At 38.1% G+C, this 17041-nt stretch carries 12 protein-coding genes, 2 pseudogenes and 1 riboswitch; of the genes and pseudogenes, 9 read left to right on the forward strand and 5 right to left on the reverse strand.

The genetic code is table 11. The annotated features are described in order from the left end of the window. From hutU to thrB, 3 genes are all read left to right on the forward strand, one after another. A partial coding sequence (gene hutU, locus H540_RS30120) for a urocanate hydratase (protein WP_034671336.1) occupies window positions 1-753 on the forward strand: 753 nt, incomplete at its 5' end. Between the two features lie 155 nt (window positions 754-908). After that, window positions 909-2216, forward strand: a complete 1308-nt coding sequence (locus H540_RS0117970) for a homoserine dehydrogenase (RefSeq protein ID WP_028401828.1) — start codon at window positions 909-911, stop codon at window positions 2214-2216. A gap of 44 nt (window positions 2217-2260) precedes the next feature. Continuing rightward, entirely contained in the window at window positions 2261-3178 is a 918-nt protein-coding gene (thrB, locus tag H540_RS0117975) for a homoserine kinase (RefSeq protein ID WP_028401829.1), read from the forward strand. A 486-nt stretch (window positions 3179-3664) separates the two neighbouring features. Here the strand turns inward: thrB and H540_RS30125 are convergent, their stop codons facing one another. Beyond that, a complete protein-coding gene (locus H540_RS30125; RefSeq protein ID WP_081415188.1) occupies window positions 3665-4726 on the reverse strand; it encodes an alkene reductase in 1062 nt (353 codons plus the stop codon). 537 nt (window positions 4727-5263) lie between these two features. Next, window positions 5264-5384: riboswitch (glycine riboswitch) on the forward strand. A 107-nt stretch (window positions 5385-5491) separates the two neighbouring features. Between H540_RS30125 and H540_RS0117985 the strand changes: the two genes are divergently transcribed. Then, complete coding sequence (locus tag H540_RS0117985; RefSeq protein ID WP_028401830.1) at window positions 5492-6859, forward strand: alanine/glycine:cation symporter family protein; 1368 nt, start codon at window positions 5492-5494, stop codon at window positions 6857-6859. A gap of 339 nt (window positions 6860-7198) precedes the next feature. Here the strand turns inward: H540_RS0117985 and H540_RS0117990 are convergent, their stop codons facing one another. Continuing rightward, window positions 7199-7393 (reverse strand): gamma-type small acid-soluble spore protein, encoded by a 195-nt coding sequence (locus H540_RS0117990; RefSeq protein WP_028401831.1) that lies wholly within the window; start codon window positions 7391-7393, stop codon window positions 7199-7201. A 472-nt stretch (window positions 7394-7865) separates the two neighbouring features. Between H540_RS0117990 and H540_RS33340 the strand changes: the two genes are divergently transcribed. Next, window positions 7866-8033 carry a hypothetical protein gene (locus tag H540_RS33340; RefSeq protein WP_155891065.1) on the forward strand — a complete coding sequence of 56 codons (168 nt, stop codon included), beginning with the start codon at window positions 7866-7868 and terminating at the stop codon, window positions 8031-8033. 144 nt (window positions 8034-8177) lie between these two features. On the opposite strand, the gene H540_RS0118005 is transcribed toward H540_RS33340, so the two are convergent. After that, entirely contained in the window at window positions 8178-8822 is a 645-nt protein-coding gene (locus tag H540_RS0118005) for an ATP-grasp domain-containing protein (RefSeq protein ID WP_028401833.1), read from the reverse strand. A 117-nt stretch (window positions 8823-8939) separates the two neighbouring features. Here H540_RS0118005 and H540_RS0118010 point away from each other — a divergent pair, with 117 nt between their 5' ends. From H540_RS0118010 to H540_RS0118025, 4 genes and pseudogenes are all read left to right on the forward strand, one after another. Further along, window positions 8940-10568: a M4 family metallopeptidase gene (locus H540_RS0118010; protein ID WP_155891066.1), complete on the forward strand. Its 1629-nt coding sequence runs from the start codon at window positions 8940-8942 to the stop codon at window positions 10566-10568. A gap of 168 nt (window positions 10569-10736) precedes the next feature. Continuing rightward, window positions 10737-11089: pseudogene (locus H540_RS35605) on the forward strand (DDE-type integrase/transposase/recombinase); the annotation flags it as partial. Between the two features lie 135 nt (window positions 11090-11224). Then, on the forward strand, window positions 11225-14380 hold the full coding sequence (locus tag H540_RS0118020; RefSeq protein WP_028401835.1) for an MMPL family transporter: 3156 nt from the start codon (window positions 11225-11227) through the stop codon (window positions 14378-14380). A gap of 306 nt (window positions 14381-14686) precedes the next feature. Next, window positions 14687-15319 carry a hypothetical protein gene (locus H540_RS0118025; protein WP_028401836.1) on the forward strand — a complete coding sequence of 211 codons (633 nt, stop codon included), beginning with the start codon at window positions 14687-14689 and terminating at the stop codon, window positions 15317-15319. An 859-nt stretch (window positions 15320-16178) separates the two neighbouring features. On the opposite strand, the gene H540_RS30135 is transcribed toward H540_RS0118025, so the two are convergent. After that, window positions 16179-16472, reverse strand: coding sequence for a hypothetical protein (locus H540_RS30135; protein ID WP_051317175.1), 294 nt, complete (start codon window positions 16470-16472; stop codon window positions 16179-16181). A gap of 328 nt (window positions 16473-16800) precedes the next feature. Beyond that, window positions 16801-17041: pseudogene (locus H540_RS34230) on the reverse strand (hypothetical protein); the annotation flags it as partial.

The raw sequence follows: 17041 nt of genomic DNA on the forward strand, positions 1-17041 counted from the left end.
GAGATGATGGAAAAAGGCGCAGTGACATTTGACTACGGCAATAACATTCGCCAGGTTGCAAAAGATGAAGGTGTAGAAAATGCATTTGACTTCCCGGGATTCGTTCCAGCTTATATCCGTCCGCAATTCTGTGAAGGAAAAGGGCCTTTCCGTTGGGTGGCGTTGTCAGGCGATCCGGAAGACATTTATAAAACGGACCAGGCTATTTTACGCGAATTTGCTGATAATGAACATTTGTGCAACTGGATTCGCATGGCGCAAGAAAAAATCCAGTTCCAAGGTCTTCCTTCCCGTATTTGCTGGCTTGGCTATGGAGAGCGTGCCCGTTTCGGAAAGATCCTTAATGATATGGTGGCAAGCGGAGAATTAAAAGCACCGATTGTTATCGGACGCGATCACTTGGATTCCGGTTCTGTTGCTTCACCAAATCGTGAAACAGAAGCGATGAAAGACGGATCAGATGTAGTATCAGATTGGCCGATTTTAAATGCCATGGTTAACGCAGTGGGCGGCGCTACATGGGTATCCGTACATCACGGCGGCGGCGTAGGAATGGGTTACTCTTTACATGCAGGGGTGGTTATTGTAGCAGACGGCACGAAAGAAGCAGAAGCCCGCATTGAACGAGTGCTGACAACTGACCCAGGTATGGGCGTAGTGCGTCACGCCGATGCCGGATATGAACTGGCAAAGAAAACCGCACGTGAAAAAGGAATCAACATTCCAATGCTTGATAAAGGAACAGATCAGTAATGACAAAACCGAAAAAAAACGTTATCTGATTCTTGAGAGACAAAATAACTTAGGATAAGTATGTTGTTTTGTTGAAACTAGGGTGAAACCACGAATTCAACACTCGTCCCTTACTTTGGGACGAGTGTTTTTTTAAACATATAGGAGGAGAAAAAATGAAGAAGAAATCAGTAAAAGTAGGTTTAATAGGATTGGGAACAGTTGGAACAGGTGTGGTTCGAATTGTATCAGACCATCAAGAGGATTTGTTTAAAAAAACAGGGCTTAATATTGAAATTCATAAAATTCTTGTGCAAGATAAGGCAAAAAAACGCAGTTTATCTGTGCCTGAACATCTTCTTACTGCAAATGTGGAAGATATCTTATACGATTCTGAGATTGACATTGTGATTGAGGTTATGGGAGGAATTTATCCAGCTAAGGAATATGTTTTAGCTGCCTTAGAACAAGGAAAGCATGTTATTACAGCAAACAAGGATTTAATGGCTTTACACGGCGCAGAAATTTTAAACCTTGCACAAGAAAAGAACTGCGATGTATTTTACGAAGCAAGTGTGGCAGGTGGCATTCCTATTCTCAGAGCATTGGTTGAGGGCTTTTCCTCTGACCGGATCACGAAAATGATGGGGATTGTAAACGGGACGACGAACTATATTTTGAGCAAGATGAATCAAGAGGGTGCAGATTATGCCGAAGTCTTAAAGGAAGCTCAGGCGTTAGGCTATGCTGAAGCGGATCCAACATCTGATGTAGAAGGATTGGATGCCGCCCGCAAAATGACAATCCTCTCCACATTAGGTTTTCGCGTAGCGGTAAACCTTGACGATGTAGATGTAAAAGGGATTAGTCATATATCAAAAGAGGATATCGCCTATGGCAAAAAGCTAGGATTTGAAATCAAGTTGCTGGGCTTAGCGCAATGTGATGATAGCGATGAGATAGAAGTAAGCGTTCAGCCTACAATGATCCACAACTCTCATCCTCTTGCCGCGGTGAATGGAGTATTTAATGCTGTCTACGTACATGGTAAAGCTGTTGGAGAAACGATGTTCTACGGGCCGGGCGCTGGAGAACTGCCAACTGCGACTGCAGTAGTATCCGATCTTGTTGCTGTTGTAAAGAATATGAAATTTGGAGTAAGTGGTCGGGAAATCGTTGTTCCTTACAAAGAAAAACGGCTGAAGAGCAATAATAAAAAGTTTTCCAAGTACTTTTTGCGTATGATTGTAACCGATAGACGCGGAGTACTTGCAAAAATCACTCAAGTGTTAGCTGACAATCATATCTCTCTTGATCAGGTTATCCAACAGCCTTATAGTGGGGGAGAATATGCAGAAATTGTTTTGATTACGCATGAAATCGCAAAAAGTGACTTAGATGGTTTCCTTTATTCCATGAGAGACGTGGATGTCGTCGAGGAAATTAAAAGCTGTTATCGCATTGAGAATGGGAAAGAACAATGACTCAATTACTAGATCCATCAAAAAAGAAGGAGGGAATAAGGGAAATGAATAATTCTCTAGTAAGCGTAAAAGTCCCTGCTAGTACGGCGAATATGGGGCCGGGTTTTGATACAATCGGGATGGCTTTCCAGCTTTATACCACTATTCGTATGCGTTTATCTACTCATACGCAGATTAAGATGAACGGCGATGAGCTAGCAGCTTTGCCTCAGGACAAAACAAATCTATTATACAAAGTAGCTGCGCATCTTTTTCAACTAGCAGGACTACCGGCACCTGAGCTATATATTGAAGCAAGTTCCGACATACCACTCACACGTGGGCTTGGCAGTAGTGCAGCGGCTATCGTTGGAGCATTAGGCGCTGCTAATGTGCTCGCGGGAGAACCTTTCACACTAGAGCAGCTCTTTTCTATAGCCTCTCATTGGGAAGGACATCCTGATAATGTAGGAGCTGCCTTATTTGGAGGAATTGTCATCGCATCCATGCCAGAAGAGAAGGAAGCAGAAGTTCCTTATGTCCGTTTGCAAGCTCCGCCATCACTACAGGCGCTTGTTATCATTCCTGATTTTTGGCTATCGACAGAAAAAGCAAGATCAGTCCTTCCAGAGACGTACAACAAAATAGATGTTGTTTATAATATTAGTCGCAGCAGTTTGCTTGTAGCTGCTCTTTCGCAAGGAAGGTTGGATCTATTAGAACAAGCAATGCAAGATCGCATTCATCAGCCATACCGAGCAAGCCATGTTCCAGGATTATCAGAAATATTGAAAGCAGCTCCTAAACATGGAGCATTAGGAGCTGCTTTAAGCGGTGCGGGTCCAACGATTTTATGCTTTTTTAAGGAAGATAAAGAACAATTATCTGCTTTTATTGAAAGCGTGATGACGAAACATCAAATCCCTTATCAGGCAATGGTTCTCTTGCCTGATGAGGTTGGTATCCAGATTGATGTAGAGTAAAGTTATAGGCGGGGCGCTGTCAACACGCGCATTTTCCATACTAAGCGTTTTATCTGCTATTTTAGAAAAATATGGGTGTTTCGTTTTCTTGGATTTGTTTTATCGGGGTATATCTGAAATGAACATGTATGCAAAATAAAACGCTAATGTTTTTGTCCATCTGTTGAAACAATCATTAGCGCGGTAAATCCGTGTTTTTCTGTCAGGCCTCTATGCCCATCAAGCTAAGATTTTTAAGTGCCACCAAAACGAAAATTTTGTCTCCCTTCAGTCGTCCATGAGAATTCAGCTCATTTTTTCATTTTGGAGAACACAAATTTCTTAAGTTGATGGGCATGGGGCCGTTTTATAGAAATTAGTATTTTGATGTGTCAAAAAAGGAACCTATCTACCTTTCGAAAATACCCTTTTCACTGCAATCCCTTTTAAGAAAGCAGGGACTCGCACATGATTTACGAGACAGCTGCTTCTATGAAACCAAAAGGGCTAAATTAATTCTTGCAGATGAGTTTTCGCATCATAGGGAATAATGTCTTCTCCTTCTTTCACTCGGTGAAGAAAATCTGGATTGGCAAGTAACGGGCGTCCAAAAGCAGCGATATCAATCGTGCCTTCTGCTATCGCTTGTTCAGCTGTTTCAGCAGCTAAATCTCCGACTCCGACAATAACCCCATCCCAATATTTACGGACGAGCTGATGCATCGTTTTCCCATCGGCAATTGATTTGGTAAATTCCATGGTTGATGGATGAATCATTGTTATACCAATCTCTTTGAAAGCTTGAATAAATGTTTGAATAGCTTCTTCCGGATCTTCCCACATGTAATTCGGCTGGTCAATTTTTAACGCTGAGAATCGAATAAGCGTACGATCAGCGCCCACTGCATCAATAACTCCCTTTAAGACGTCTTTCATAAACGTTAGTCTGTCTGCAAGGTCTCCCCCGTATTTATCTGTCCGGTGATTAGATACGTCTGAATTAAATTGGTCGATTAAATATCCGTGGGCACCGTGCACTTCAACTCCGTCAAAACCCGCTTCAATCGCATTTATTGCAGCTTGTGCATATTGGCCAATAACTTCTTTAATATCGTCAATACTCATTTCTTCAGGTATATCAAAAGGCTTTCCAAATCGGGATACTTTTCCTTCCGCTCGTATAGCTGATGGTGCTTGTGGCGGTAGATTGCCAGCAATCTCATGATGACTTGCTCTTCCGACATGCCAAATTTGTGCGATGATCGTTCCACCTTCTTGGTGTACCGCTTCCGTTACCTTTTTCCACGCATTAATTTGTGCTTGCGTATACAGCCCCGGAACGCCAGGATTACCTTTTGCACGAGGACTAATGACGATGCCCTCAGTAATAATCAAGCCAATTCCATCCGCTGCACGTCGACGGTAATATTCCACGACATCTTCGCCAACAACTCCTGTTTGATCATCAGCAAAACAGCGTGTCATTGGGGCCATGGCTGTTCTTGTACGCAACTTCCACGCACCTATGGTTACAGGTTCAAAAAGCTTACTGATTGTCGTATGTTTCATTATGCTTTCCTCCTGATTGTTTCTTATTTTTTTACATCAGCTAACTTTAAGTAATAGCTGTGTTACCTAGGATAACAACATTCAATAAAAATTACAAATCATATACTCGCCTAAAAAAGCTGGTGTTCAGTTTAAAAAATGTTTTAGACCGAAGATACTGCTATAGTAAGATTTTCGCAGCATGAGCAATGAGCCAGCTCACGAAAATAGTTATAGACTGGTACACGCAATTTCTCTCTACATGTGCTAAGAAATATAAAATGTATTAGATAAAAATTTTTAACTCGATGAGTATGTGACGATGCTTCTACTCTCACATTTTACAAGTTGCCTATAAAAATGAATATTCAAGCAAATAATGTTTTTTCATCCTGCGTCTTGACTTATTTCTTAACACGTGACTATAATAACTTTTATTAATTTCATAGCATTCGGATGAACCATACAGGAGAAGATCAACAGATCTACCGATGGGGCAAGGAGCTGGTCGGACAGCTTTGAAACTCTCAGGTCTTGGATACAAGTAGAACTGTATGGGGACGAATCTCTGGAGAGACTCCCTCCTGCCGCCAAACGGCACGGAGGAAACAGAGCACCGAAGGAGCAAATCCGTCAGTACGGCGGATAATCTCTCAGGTAAAAGGACAGAGACAAGCGACAGGAAAAGCCGATCCCGAATCGGTTTATTTTTCTATGCCTTGTATCTCCAGAGACCATTTCATTTGAATGAAATGGTTTTTTATTTTTTTGTAAAGGAGAATGGAGATGGAGACAGTAAGTCGAGCATTAGAAGTAATGAATCATTATGTATGGGGGCTACCTACACTGGTACTTCTTGTAGGAACAGGAATCCTCCTTACGGTACGCCTACGAGGCTTGCAATTTGTAAAACTATGGTATGCCCATAAACTGGCGTTTGGAAAATCAGAGGACAATTCCTCAGCTGGGGATATCAGCCACTTTCAGGCACTGATGACCGCCATGGCGGCCACCATTGGAATGGGGAACATAGCTGGGGTTGCAACGGCAGTGTCGATCGGGGGACCTGGTGCGATATTTTGGATGTGGATTACCGCCCTTTTCGGAATGGCAACAAAATATTCAGAGGCCATTCTTGCGGTAAAATATCGAATCAATAGTGTAAATGGAGAATATTCTGGCGGCCCGATGTATTATCTGGAACGCGGCCTAGGAAAAAAATGGCTGGCTGTGCTATTTGCCATTTTTGGCGCAACCGCCTCTTTTGGGATCGGAAATATGGTGCAGTCCAATTCAGTTGCTGAGGCAATGAGAATCAACTTTTCCATATCTCCAGTCGTTACCGGCATCACGATGGCTATTTTTATTGCGATTGTGATTCTAGGCGGCGTTAAAAAAATCGGGAAAGTCACCGGCTATTTTGTTCCGGTGAAAGCCTTCTTTTATATCATTGCTGGACTGGTCATCATTTTTTATCACATTGATCAAATTCCAGTAGCATTCTCTCTTATTTTCTCAGGTGCATTTAACGGCACCGCGGCTGCTGGCGGCTTTGTTGGAGCGACAGTTGCATCTGCCATCCAAATCGGTGTGGCGCGAGGTGTGTTTGCAAATGAAGCTGGATTAGGAAGCGCACCGATTGCAGCTGCAGCAGCAAAAACCGACTCTCCGGCTAAACAAGCATTTGTATCCATGACAGGAACATTCCTTGATACATTTGTTGTTTGTACCATTACCGGCTTGGTGCTGATTACAACAGGCGCCTGGAAGTCTGGAAAAACGGGTGTGGAAGCGACGACACTCGCTTTTCAGTCCGTATTCGGCAGTGCAGGAAGTATGATTCTCGGCATTGCAATTGTTTTGTTTGCGTATTCAACGGTTCTGGGCTGGTCATATTATGGAGAGAAATGTGTAGAGTACCTATTCGGTCGGAAGGCTGTGCGGTACTATCGCTACATTTTTGTAGGAATGGTTGCAGTCGGCGCAAATTTAAAACTCGGTTTGGTCTGGACATTTTCCGACATCGCAAACGGACTGATGGCAATGCCAAACTTAATCGGTCTAGTCGGATTAAGCGGTGTGGTCGTCGCAGAAACGAACCGATTCCTACAAGCAGAAAAATCAAAGACTTCCCATAAACAAATCGCAAGTTAAAGGAAGTTTGGATAGTAAACGGTGCAATTTAAGAGATGTAGCATGAAACGTTAAAGAAACTATATATAACTGAATAAACAAACCGTCTTTTTACAGTGGGGTGAGAGCATCCGGCGACGTGCGGAAGCGGTCAAACCCTTGTGGTGGTCCATGCAAGGGTAAACCATAGATAGGAAGAAAGCACCAATGCCTCTATACCCAGCACATTGAAATGTCGAAATCATAAATCATTCATATATAGAACACTCTAGCTCCCAGTAATCTGGGGGATGTAAAGAAGACATGCATAAAAAGGGTATTTCCAACGAGTATGGAAATACCCTTTTACTCTTTATTCGTTTAGGATTGTTGTTGAGCAGAATTTTGGCTCTTTTGAGCTGCTGATTGGGCGTTCTGTTGTTTTACTGCTTGTACATCTGTTTCGCTAGCAAATTCAGTTCCGAATTGACCAGCAGCAGATGCAGCATTTTGCTGTTTTACTTTTTGAACACTTGTTCCAGCTGCAGTTTTGTTTGGTTGTTGATTGTTTGCCATTATTATCACCTCCACGAAGATTAATGTACCCAGGAGATGCGGGAACTATCCTAAAACATTTTTATAAAATTATTGGATATCTCGGCCCCCGTTTCTTAGAAAGAAACGAATGAATAATCCGGATTATGTAAATAACGCATAAAGTAAGCAGTTTTGAGCATCGTAAGGATGTAGAATTTTCTAACCAAGATTCTACCTCCACACAAACAAAAAGGCTTCATCTTCTCTTGAAGCCCTTTTGTCATGCTTGAAATGTTTGTATCGGAAGTTAAGGAATCATTTATATATAAATGATTTATAATTTCGACGTTTTCATTTGTTATTTCGAACAAAACGGCATTGGCACTTACTTCCTCTCTCTGGTTTACCCTTGCATGGACCAAGGGTTTGACCGCTTCTGCACGCCGCTGGATGCTCTCGCCCCACTATAAAAAGACGATTTTTTTATTCAGTTTTATATGATCAAAATGTTATGATGACTGAAGACTCCATTGCTGGTTATATGGAAATCGAAACAATAGAAATGTTAAAAGATTTATTTTCCCTAAGTGAGGATTATAGTGGAACAAAGGAAGAGCATGTTTTGAAAATGATTGTTCAAAATATGCTCTTCCTATATATGGGATTAACTTCTTTATAAAGAAGTTTAAAATATTTTTGAATTCTTATTGTGCTAAACTGCACCTTTAGTTTAAGTACATTTTTTCACAATCTCACACCAATATACAGAATTTGCATTTTTCGCTCGGGTCCCCTAATAAGGGGTTACTTACACTAAAAAACATTAGTTATATACTTCAACTAAGGGGCTTACCTCAATATGATAAGTCTCCGATAATTTTTTTCTAAGATTATCTAATTCTTCTAATTTATTAAGCTCAAAGAAAATTAATTTACTAAAGAAGATAGTTGAACCTTTCCAACGTGGATCTACATAATCCCCTTCATTATAAAGGTCTATTACTTCTTTCACTTCTTCAATTTCTAACAACTCACTTGAAGGTGTTAAACGAGTTATTTTTCCTTCTTTACACGTTAAACCTAACCAACCTTGATATTTATCAGATTCATTCAATGTAATTGGTTCGAGTGGTTCTCTTATATTTAATGCCATATAATGATCCCATAAATTAATTCCATATTGATTTTTGACAACCCCAGAGATTAAACCGCCTGCTGGTCTGCATCCGATTTCTCCAATAAGTACCCCTTCGTTAGTACGGAATACTTCCATATGAACGACACCGAAATCTATTTCTAATGCGTCAATTACTTTGATTAATAACTTTTTAATTTCTTCTACATATTCATCATATTTAACGTTTACAGAACCGGAAACAGGTTTTTCTTTAAGAATTAATGAAGGCTCAAAATATGGTTCTGGTGCAAAAACTTCATGATAATTGCAATTGTTTTGAGGTTTTTGCACCAGAACCGAAATGAATTTATTGTAAAATAGTTACAATTAAGGTTATTTGCGGTAAAATATAAAATGTCCCAAAAATGGAACTATTAAACTATTAAAGATATAGGAGAGTGTCATGAGTTGAAAAGAAAAGTAGTTTATTCCTCACTAGCTTTATTTATTGGTTTAGAGACATTCGGAGTAGGTGCTTTACCTGCACACGCAAACGAGAGTAAGGTTAAATATAATGAAAATACTCCATCTTATATCATTGAAAGTGGAGAGAAATCAAAAATTTCACAAAAAGTACCGAATAAAAATAAAGAAGAGATTGCCTTTTCTTATCTAGAATCGAAAAATAATTTATTCAAATTACAAGGAGATATAAAAAATCATTTTCAAGTATTAAAAGAAGAAAAAGATGAAAAAACGGGCACTTATCACTTAAAGCTAGTTGAGAAATATAATAATATCCCTGTTTACGGATCTACTCAAACAATATCTTTAGATAAAAACGATAATGTTAGAGCTTTCTTCGGTCAGGTTGATTCAAATTTGGAAGATAAAAATATTCCGACAAAAGCTACCATTTCTGGGAAAAAGGCAATCGGAATAGCAAAAAAAGATATTGAGAAAGAAATAGGTAAGGTTGAATACTATGATGACATTAGTCAAAAACTCTATATTTATAAATATGAAGATAAATTTTACCTTTCTTACCTTGTTAAAGCCTCTATTTCTAATCCTAAACCAGGTTATTATCATTATTTCATAGACGCAACAGATGGACATATTATTAATCAGTTTAATGCCATAAATGAAGTGACTGGCTCGGGAACTGGGGTTTTAGGAAATGAGGGAAATTTTGAAGTTACATATAAAAATGATAAATATTATCTAGCTGATGAAACTAGAGGAAACGGGATAAATACATACAATGCGAAAAATATGAACGAATACCTTTTTCTTCTTCTTTCAAGATATATAGGATATACAGGTAAGGAGATAACAAGTTTGAGTCAACGTTTTGATGACCCTGCAGCAGTAGATGCACATGTAAGTGCACAAAAAGTTTACGATTATTATAAAAATACAATGGGACGTAATTCTTTTGATAATACTGGAGCCAAACTTATTTCTTCCGTTCATGTAGGAAAAGGATGGAATAACGCAGCTTGGAATGGGGTGCAAATGATTTATGGTGATGGAGATGGAACAAACTTTATTCCCTTGTCTGCTGGTTTAGATGTTGTAGGACATGAAATTACCCATGCTGTAACTGAGCATACAGCAGGATTAGTTTATAATAATGAATCCGGAGCATTAAACGAATCTCTATCTGATATTATGGGAGCAATGATTGATCGGGATGATTGGGAAATGGGAGAAGATATTTATACACCAGGTATTCAAAATGATTCTTTACGTTCTATGAAAGACCCAGCCTCTCAAGGTTATCCAGACCATTATAGTAAACGTTATATAGGTGAAAATGATAATGGAGGAGTTCATATTAATTCAAGTATTAATAATAAAGCCGCATACCTTATATCAGAAGGAGGAACTCATTATGGTGTAGATGTAGTCGGTATTGGACGTGAAAAAACAGAACAAATTTATTATCGTACGCTTACTAAATATTTAACAGCTACTTCCAATTTTAGCATGATGCGTCAAGCTGCTATTCAAGCGGCAACAGATTTATATGGAGAAAATTCAGAAGAAGTAAAAGCAGTAACAAAAGCATATGATGCTGTTGGGGTAGAATAGAACACTAGGATGATAAGATCATCCATTAGTTAAAATGATTCTAGTGCAAGTTTTCAAACTATAATAAATATATATAATATCAAGATATTCTATTATCTTGAAAAAAGGAGTATAATTGGTGTAGAAACGAGATGTTTGTTCAAGTGGAAGCATGCAGAGTAGTCTAACATTGTTTTATTAACGATGAGATTGTACCTACGGTGCAATCTCAGTTTTCGTAATTTAGAGATATTTGGAGGAATGTAGCTTATTCATTGCTCACACAATCACTTACATCCATATGGTTCTTGAGAATCCTTCGTCATCTCAAGCAAACGAATGACTCGTGGAGAGTGGGTGAAACATACATAAAAGTAAAGGGTAATAGATGTGTTTATATGGCGCGGTTGGTTCTTAAGGAAATACAATTGGCTTTTATCTTAGTGAATCAAGAGGTGAAAAATAGCCAAGCGCTTTTTGAAAAAGCCTTGGCTACTTGTCATTCTACTCGTGTAATCACAGTTGATAAAAATCTATCCTATTTTGAAGATTTATGTTTGCGCTAGAAGCAACTATAAGCCAGCTTATACACAATGAGGAAGAAAATTCAAAAAATAATTTCACATGTAAGAAAAAATTTGGATGACTATTAACAAAGGGGAAGGTGAGTGAAAACGATGCGAACGTTGTTGAAGTTCCGATGGATCCTTCCAGCTTTGTGGGTTGCATTGTTAGTGGTTTTAGTAGTGTTTTCGCCAGATATGGGGAAGCTGATTCGTGATAAAGGAAAAATAACGGTTCCTGAAGAGTACTCTTCTGTAATTGCAGAGGATATTTTAAAACACAATAGTTCAGAAGAGGCGAAAACAATATCCGCCGTTCTTGTATTCCATAATCCAAAGAAGATTGATAAGCACGATGAACAGGATATTCAACAAGCAATTAATTTACTAAAAGCAAAAAAAGAAAAATTAGGTATTAGACAGATTACAACCCATTTGGATAACGAGGATATTCGGAAACAACTTGTTTCAAAGGACGAAAGAACTATTATTACACCATTAAAAATAGATCCGCAAAAACGATCCATCGACAAGGTACGAACGGATTTAGAAAAAGTAATCAGCCATGTACAAGTAGAGCATTATATAACAGGAGAAAGGTTTATCGGCGAGGATGTTATAACCAATTCGCAAAACGGATTACATAAGACAGAAATAATTACGGTAGTCTTTATTTTCATTATTCTCATTGTTGTATTCCGTTCAATTATTGCCCCACTTGTTCCGCTTCTTACAGTTGGCCTTGCATATGTAGCAAGTACGTCTATCGTTGCATATCTAGTAGATTGGTTTAATTTTCCGCTATCGAACTTTACACAAATTTTTATGGTAGCCATATTATTTGGAATTGGAACTGACTACTGTATTTTACTACTTAGCCGCTTCAGAGAAGAATTATTTAAACATGAAACGGTGACTGATGCCATTATTAGAACGTATCAAACAGCAGGAAAAACAGTGTTTTTTAGCGCCCTCGCTGTATTAATTGGATTTGTATCCATTGCATTTTCAAAATTCTCGCTATATCAATCTGCAACAGGAGTGGTAGTAGGTGTTGTAATGCTACTCATCGCTTTTCTAACTATCGTACCGTTCTTTATGGCTGTTTTAGGACCTCGTCTATTCTGGCCGATAAGGTCAGTACATAGCAATAGTGAAAGTATGTTATGGGAAAAGTTAGTATCCTTCTCCCTTCGCAAACCATTCCGTGCTTTAGTACTTGTAGCGATTATTGTAGTTCCTTTTTTAATTAGCTATAACGGAAAGTCGTCTTTTAACTCTTTAAATGAGATTGGTAAAGATTATGGCTCGGTAAAAGGATTTAATATAATTGCTGATAACTTTGGTCCAGGAGAAGTGATGCCCGTAAAAGTGGTAATGGAAAGCGATAACAACTTGGATTCTAAGGAAGCTTTGATGGGAATTGAAAGAATCAGTCGGGAAATAGCGAAACTTCCCTCTGTTGAGAAGGTTCGCAGTGTAACTCGCCCGCTTGGAGATCCAATTAAGGATTTTTACGTAACAAATCAAGCAAAGGAACTAAATGAAGGACTTGGAAAAGGGAATGATGGATTACAACAAATCCAAAATGGCTTAAACGGTGCTACCAATTCATTGGCTTCTTCGGGCCCACAGTTAAACTCTGCTATAAATGGGATTGACGGTCTAATTGATGGGACAAAACAACTTCAAGATGGTGCGACACAACTACAAGACGGATTATCTGTTATTGAAAAAGGAATGCGTGATGGTTCAGCAGGAGCAGGGCAATTGAAAGCCGGTATTGCACAAATGCGTCAAAAGGTCCAGGAGTTCGGTGAACAGTCACAACAATTGGTAAATAGCTATGAAAACCTGGGTACTGAATTGCAGAAAGTGAAATCTGAATATACAGGGATTTTTCAAAGTTTAGAAGTTGCTTCTACAACATTAGCAGGTCTAAGTAATAGCTTTACTGCACTTGAAAGTAGATATCCAGAAATTGTGCAGGAAAAGGATTATACTAATATTACACAGAAAGTAAATGCTACACATGAAATATTACAAGGAACGCTAGATATTTTAAATAATAAGTTAAATCCTCAAATGGATGGTGTCACCGAGAAATTTAACGAGGGTAAAAAACAAATTAATCAAGCGATTAACGAGCAGCAAAAACTCGTTGTTAGCTTGGGTCAATTAGAAAGAGGAGCAGCTCAGCTTGAACAAGGAATTCAGCAGGCTGCAGAAGGACAGAGTCAAGCGATTAACAAGTTACCTCAGTTTTCTAAAGGATTATCTCAAATTGAAGACGGTCAACGGATGACAAAGTCCGGGTTTACAGCAATGACATTACAATTGAAGCAGTTACAGTCGGGACTTGATCAAAGCGCAGATAGTTTAGGACACATCTCGAAAGGACTTGGTTCTGCTCAAAATTATTTGGGAGATTTAACAAATTCTCCGGACCGTGAAATGGCGGGTTTTTATATTCCGAGTCAGGCATTCGAGAGCAAAGAGTTTCAGCAAGTGTTTAACAATTACTTGTCCAATAATAAAAAGGCTGCAAAATTTGATGTGATCTTAAAATCCAATCCTTATTCCAGCCAAGCATTGGATACAACGAAAGATATTAAAGAAGCGGTAGAGCGCGCTTTAGTTGATACAAATCTAAAAGGATCGAAATTCGGAGTATCGGGGGTATCCGCTATTTCAGCTGATAGGCTACAAGCATCTAATGATGATTATACGCAAACAGTTATCTACATGCTGATTGGTATTACGCTTATCTTAATTGTCCTTTTACGTTCCCTCGTTATGCCGTTGTATCTCATTATATCGCTAGTGCTTTGTTTCATTAGCTCTCTGGCGATTAATGAGGTTATCTTTGTTCATATCCTTGGTTATGATGGAGTTAACTGGACGATGCCGTTCTTCGGTTTTGTACTCCTTATGACAATAGGAGTTGATTACAGTATCTTCTTAATGGATCGATTCAATGAATACAAAGGTATGCCAGTTGAAGAAGCAATCTTGCTTGCAATGCGTAACGTAGGGACAGTTATTTTCTCAGCAGTCATCATTTTGGGAGGAACATTTGCTGCCATGTACCCATCCGGTGTACTTTCATTAATGCAAACCGCAACGATTGTTCTATCAGGATTGTTACTATATACCTTGGTGTTTTTGCCACTTTTTATTCCGGCTATGGTGAAATTGTTTGGCAAGGCGAATTGGTTCCCATTTGATCGAAGTCAGGTAACAGATGCAAATGAAGATTTAAGGACTTGAGTGCTAAAAGAGGTTCTGGTGCAAAAAATCTATAAAGCTTTGTACATACTAATAATATTAACCTAAATAAACCGAGAAAAAACCACATCTTTAAAGGTGGTTTTTTCTTTTACAGATATCTTTATATTCTGTACACCTTTACGGATACTTTGAGCATGACAAAAAGGCTTCACGGGGAGAAATCTGTGAAAAATCTCATTTAATCTTCACACCAAGTTCAAATCAATTCACAGGAACTTCACAGTAACGGGACATACTTAGACATGTAGTATGATTCACCATTTAGATAATTGAGGAGGAATTCAAATGAAACTAAGATCAAGTTTGATTGTCCCTGTTTTAGCAGCATCTATGTTAATCCCAACAGTAGGAAGTACAGTAGCTAATCATAAAACCGATGCATCCAAGATATCTACACAACAAGAGAATCATAAAGGAACTCATGAAAAAGGAGAAAGAGGAGAAAGAGGAGAAAAAGGAGAAAAGCAAAAAGAGCTTACGAATATTATGAATCAATACGCTTCTTCTCAATTAAAAGATCAACTTACAAAAGATCTTGCAACTCATGAGAACCTAGAGAAGCAGTTACGACAAACACCAGGTTTCCAAAAGAAAGAGCAACAAGAGAAAGCGAAGCGACAAGCTTTTTACCAAGCTCATAAACAAGAAATTGATTCCATTCACCAACAAGTTAAAGATGGAAAATTAACAAAGCAGCAAGCACATAAGCAATTAGAAGCACTGTTCGGAAAACAACTAGGTGAAGATCGAGATAATGATAAAGGAAAAGAACAAGGCGAACGCACTATCCATAAAGAATTAAAAGCAGCCGTTCAAAAGAAAGACAGAGCAGCTATTAATTCTGCATTAGAAAAATTGGATCAACAATTAAAAAGCGCTAATCAGAAATTACAGCAAGAAATCGCAGCTAATAAATAATATCGATTTAAATACAGACATATTTTTCAACTCAAAAGTTAACCAGAAAGGCAGCTGACACCGGCTGTCTTTTTTTATTGTGTATCGTTCATCCGAAATTTTGAAATTGTAGTAAAAAATTCAAAATGGATGTAAAAAAAATAAAGGCAGCTATTGCCACCTTTTGATGAGTTGTTTTTATAGGGTTATTTAGAGTTTTTATAGGGTCATGTAAATAATAACATGTTTTGATTAAAATTCGATTAAAACTAATTAAAAATTAAAAGAAAAATATGAGGCAATTCCGGTTATTTGTAGCAAGAAGCATAAGATTGCCGGTTCGGCAAATTTATGCTTCTTTTAGTTTACGGCAGACTTATGCTTCCAATATGAAAAATTAGTTTGGTCTTTAGAATATTTTTACATTAATAGATAACTTGTCCATACAATCGGACAAGCTGTGCATATACTAATATTGGGAATCACCCCCTAGTAATGTTGGGTGAATGAAGAGCAGGGTCTCACCCCGCCTTGCTTTTCATTACATACGCAATACCTATACTAAAAAGCTGTCCTGATGGGTGGCTTTTCTGTTTACATAATGCAAGTTATCGGAGAAGTAACAGTGAAGCTGATACCACTCGCAAACTTGATATTTCGCAGTTTCATAGATGTATTCTTTCTTCCCTTAAAGATATCCCTTTATTGCGGCTACACTCATATTGGGTCAAATGAGTATATATAAATGATTTATAATTTCGACGTTTTCATTTGCTATTTCGAACAAAACGGCATTAGCTATTTTTTTATAAATCTATTAAAAGTATTAAGAAAAAAGGCGGTTGTATTTTTTTATACAACCGCTTTTTTATGCGTAAATTTAACTAGATCCAGCAACAGAAACAGCATTGATACTATTTACTGCGATATGCGCAAGACCAGGAAAACCGTTAAAATTAGTTAGAATTACTGTACCGTTTTGAAAACCTTGAAAAACGCCACTTGCAGGTGGTTGATCATCATATTGTAAAACAACACGAGTTCCTGGACTTAATCTTCTAAGGAATCCTACAATGTTATTACTTCTAAAACTTCTACGACTTCTAAAAGTTCTAAGACTTCTACGACTTCTACGGGAAAAACCACCATCAAAACATCCAAATCCCAACCCCATAATACCTCACCCCCTTAACTAACTTGTACATCTTATGCTTGTTTTATCGATAAGGTATAGGTGAAAATAACAAATAAAAAAATTTTTTATATAAGTAAACACGTATTCAGCCTGTAAATACATGCTTATTTTTTCTCCGAAACCAGCAAAACAAACTGTTCTTTTATTGTTGGGGTATAGCAGCAATTCATGATTTTGGGGGCCAATTCATGAAAATTGGCATTTTGATGTATCAAATTGGACATTAACTATTTTTTATAAATCCATTAAAAATAGTAAGAAAAAAGCAGTTGTATTTTTTATACAACCGCTTTTTTTATGTGTAAATCTAACAACATTTAGAAGATCCAGCAACAGAAACAGCATTGATGCTATTTACTTTGATACGGACAAGACCAGGGAAGCCATCAAAATTAGTCAGAATAACTGTACCATTTTCAAACCCTTGAAATGTGCCCGTTGCAGGTCGGCGATCATCGAATTGTAAAACAACACAAGTTCCTGGACTTAATCTTTTAAGGAATCCTACAATACCATTACTTCTAAGATTTCTAAAGCTTCTATGACTT

Source organism: Ectobacillus panaciterrae DSM 19096 (genome assembly GCF_000430785.1).
Classification (GTDB): domain Bacteria; phylum Bacillota; class Bacilli; order Bacillales; family Bacillaceae_G; genus Ectobacillus; species Ectobacillus panaciterrae.

Excerpts from the sequence above, each read along its gene's own strand:
- H540_RS0117970 (WP_028401828.1), top strand. The coding sequence starts at position 909 with ATGAAGAAGAAATCAGTAAAAGTAGGTTTAATAGGATTGGGAACAGTT.
- thrB (WP_028401829.1), top strand. The coding sequence starts at position 2,261 with ATGAATAATTCTCTAGTAAGCGTAAAAGTCCCTGCTAGTACGGCGAAT.
- H540_RS30125 (WP_081415188.1), bottom strand. The coding sequence starts at position 4,726 with ATGAAACATACGACAATCAGTAAGCTTTTTGAACCTGTAACCATAGGT.
- H540_RS0117985 (WP_028401830.1), top strand. The coding sequence starts at position 5,492 with ATGGAGACAGTAAGTCGAGCATTAGAAGTAATGAATCATTATGTATGG.
- H540_RS0117990 (WP_028401831.1), bottom strand. The coding sequence starts at position 7,393 with ATGGCAAACAATCAACAACCAAACAAAACTGCAGCTGGAACAAGTGTT.
- H540_RS33340 (WP_155891065.1), top strand. The coding sequence starts at position 7,866 with ATGATGACTGAAGACTCCATTGCTGGTTATATGGAAATCGAAACAATA.
- H540_RS0118020 (WP_028401835.1), top strand. The coding sequence starts at position 11,225 with ATGCGAACGTTGTTGAAGTTCCGATGGATCCTTCCAGCTTTGTGGGTT.
- H540_RS0118025 (WP_028401836.1), top strand. The coding sequence starts at position 14,687 with ATGAAACTAAGATCAAGTTTGATTGTCCCTGTTTTAGCAGCATCTATG.
- H540_RS30135 (WP_051317175.1), bottom strand. The coding sequence starts at position 16,472 with ATGGGGTTGGGATTTGGATGTTTTGATGGTGGTTTTTCCCGTAGAAGT.